Source organism: Bacillus sp. LR_5 (genome assembly GCF_042709275.1).
Genome location: NZ_JAVAXX010000512.1, coordinates 1 through 2,435, shown reverse-complemented (window position 1 = coordinate 2,435; position 2,435 = coordinate 1). Strand labels below are relative to the sequence as shown.

General features: G+C 44.5%; 3 protein-coding genes. All 3 read left to right on the top strand.

The features are described 5' to 3' along the window. Positions 1-43: 43 nt before the first annotated feature. A complete protein-coding gene (spo0F, locus tag RAC86_RS37820; protein WP_003227621.1) occupies positions 44-418 on the top strand; it encodes a sporulation initiation phosphotransferase Spo0F in 375 nt (124 codons plus the stop codon). Positions 419-597: 179 nt separating this feature from the next. Beyond that, on the top strand, positions 598-1,455 hold the full coding sequence (locus RAC86_RS37815) for a class II fructose-bisphosphate aldolase (RefSeq protein ID WP_014115522.1): 858 nt from the start codon (positions 598-600) through the stop codon (positions 1,453-1,455). Positions 1,456-1,573: 118 nt separating this feature from the next. Beyond that, positions 1,574-2,212 carry a fructose-6-phosphate aldolase gene (fsa, locus tag RAC86_RS37810; RefSeq protein ID WP_014115521.1) on the top strand — a complete coding sequence of 213 codons (639 nt, stop codon included), beginning with the start codon at positions 1,574-1,576 and terminating at the stop codon, positions 2,210-2,212. The last annotated feature ends 223 nt before the right edge of the window (positions 2,213-2,435 follow it).

The window sequence follows — 2,435 nt, the reverse complement described above, 5'->3', positions numbered from 1 at the left end:
CTACTGCTTACTTTTGACGAAAATCATAATATTGGGGTGTAAAATGATGAATGAAAAAATTTTAATCGTTGATGATCAATACGGCATACGTATTTTGCTTAATGAAGTATTCAATAAAGAAGGCTACCAGACGTTTCAGGCTGCAAACGGCCTGCAGGCGCTTGACATCGTGACAAAAGAACGGCCCGACCTTGTGCTTCTGGACATGAAAATTCCCGGCATGGACGGTATCGAAATCTTAAAACGGATGAAGGTCATTGACGAAAACATCCGGGTGATTATCATGACGGCATACGGAGAGCTCGACATGATCCAGGAATCAAAGGAACTGGGCGCTTTGACGCACTTTGCGAAGCCGTTTGACATCGACGAAATCAGAGACGCCGTGAAAAAATATCTGCCCCTGAAGTCTAATTGACAAAAAGAAGAAACAAATGAATCATGTCATTGTGTTGCCGATTTGTCGAAAAGTTGGTATTCTAGTTATGGAGAAAAAGCGATCTGGTATTTACATATGACAGCAATAGATGGGTCATGCTAGGGTGGAAAGCTTTTTTCGCTAGAAGACAATCAGGCTACATAAGGAGGACATTCGACATGCCTTTAGTTTCTATGACGGAAATGTTGAATACAGCTAAAGAAAAAGGTTATGCTGTAGGACAATTTAACTTAAACAACCTTGAGTTTACTCAAGCGATTTTACAAGCAGCTGAAGAAGAAAAATCTCCAGTGATCCTTGGTGTTTCCGAAGGTGCGGGACGCTACATGGGCGGCTTCAAAACAGTCGTTGCTATGGTAAAAGCACTTATGGAAGAGTACAAAGTGACAGTTCCTGTTGCGATTCACTTAGACCACGGTTCAAGCTTTGAATCTTGTGCGAAAGCGATTCATGCAGGTTTCACATCTGTAATGATCGACGCTTCTCACCATCCATTTGAAGAAAACGTAGCAACAACTTCTAAAGTTGTTGAGCTTGCTCATTTCCACGGAGTATCTGTAGAAGCTGAGCTTGGAACAGTCGGCGGACAAGAAGATGACGTTATCGCTGAAGGCGTAATCTACGCTGATCCGAAAGAGTGCCAAGAGCTTGTTGAGCGCACTGGCATCGACTGCCTTGCACCTGCTTTAGGTTCTGTTCACGGCCCTTACAAAGGTGAGCCAAACCTTGGTTTCAAAGAGATGGAAGAGATCGGAAAGTCAACTGGTCTTCCGCTAGTTCTTCACGGCGGTACTGGAATTCCGACTGATGACATCAAAAAATCAATTTCACTTGGTACAGCTAAAATCAACGTGAATACTGAAAACCAAATTTCTTCTGCAAAAGCTGTTCGCGAAACATTGGCAGCTAAGCCTAACGAGTACGATCCACGTAAATACCTTGGACCAGCTCGTGAAGCGATCAAAGAAACAGTTATCGGTAAAATGCGTGAATTTGGTTCTTCAAACCAAGCTTAATTCAATTGGAACGTTTATAGCCGCCTGACAGCTTGACAGGCGGTTTTCCGTCTATCTTTAGAAAGCGCAATCATATTCACAGTTCAGAAAATTTCTTAATCAGGGAGGCTTTTTGAAAATGTTATTCTTTGTTGATACAGCCAATATCGATGAAATTAAAGAAGCGAATGAATTAGGAATTCTCGCCGGTGTAACGACGAATCCTAGTTTAGTAGCAAAAGAAGCTAACGTATCATTCCACGACCGTCTTCGCGAGATCACAGATGTCGTGAAAGGCTCTGTAAGCGCAGAGGTTATTTCTTTGAAAGCTGAGGAAATGATCGAGGAAGGAAAAGAACTGGCGAAAATCGCTCCGAACATTACGGTGAAAATCCCGATGACGACTGATGGCTTAAAAGCGGTAAGAGCACTTACTGACTTAGGCATCAAAACAAACGTCACATTGATCTTCAATGCCAACCAGGCGCTTCTCGCTGCCAGAGCTGGGGCAACGTATGTATCGCCATTCCTGGGACGTTTAGATGACATCGGCCACAACGGACTTGACCTGATTTCAGACGTCAAGACGATTTTTGACATTCACGGTCTTGACACGCAAATCATTGCAGCGTCAATCCGCCATCCGCAGCACGTGACAGAAGCCGCTCTAAGAGGGGCTCATATCGGCACAATGCCGCTGAAAGTCATTCATGCGCTCACTAAGCATCCGTTAACAGACAAAGGAATTGAACAATTCCTGGCAGACTGGAATAAATAATTGCAAAGGGCGGCAAACAGCTTTATGCCTGTTTGCCGCGGCCTTTGTTTTTCACCGTCTGATACAGCGGACCTACAGATGCTGACGCCGCTTTACAGAGAAGGAATCATTGGGCTGCAGAAGCTGATATCGGAATGAAGGGTTTGCGTACTGCTTTTGCCGGATGAAGACGAGGTCTCTTGAGCCGGCGGGTCTCTGTGCAACTTTCGAAACCTGTACCCCG

Excerpts from the sequence above, each read along its gene's own strand:
- RAC86_RS37815 (WP_014115522.1), top strand. The coding sequence starts at position 598 with ATGCCTTTAGTTTCTATGACGGAAATGTTGAATACAGCTAAAGAAAAA.
- fsa (WP_014115521.1), top strand. The coding sequence starts at position 1,574 with ATGTTATTCTTTGTTGATACAGCCAATATCGATGAAATTAAAGAAGCG.
- spo0F (WP_003227621.1), top strand. The coding sequence starts at position 44 with ATGATGAATGAAAAAATTTTAATCGTTGATGATCAATACGGCATACGT.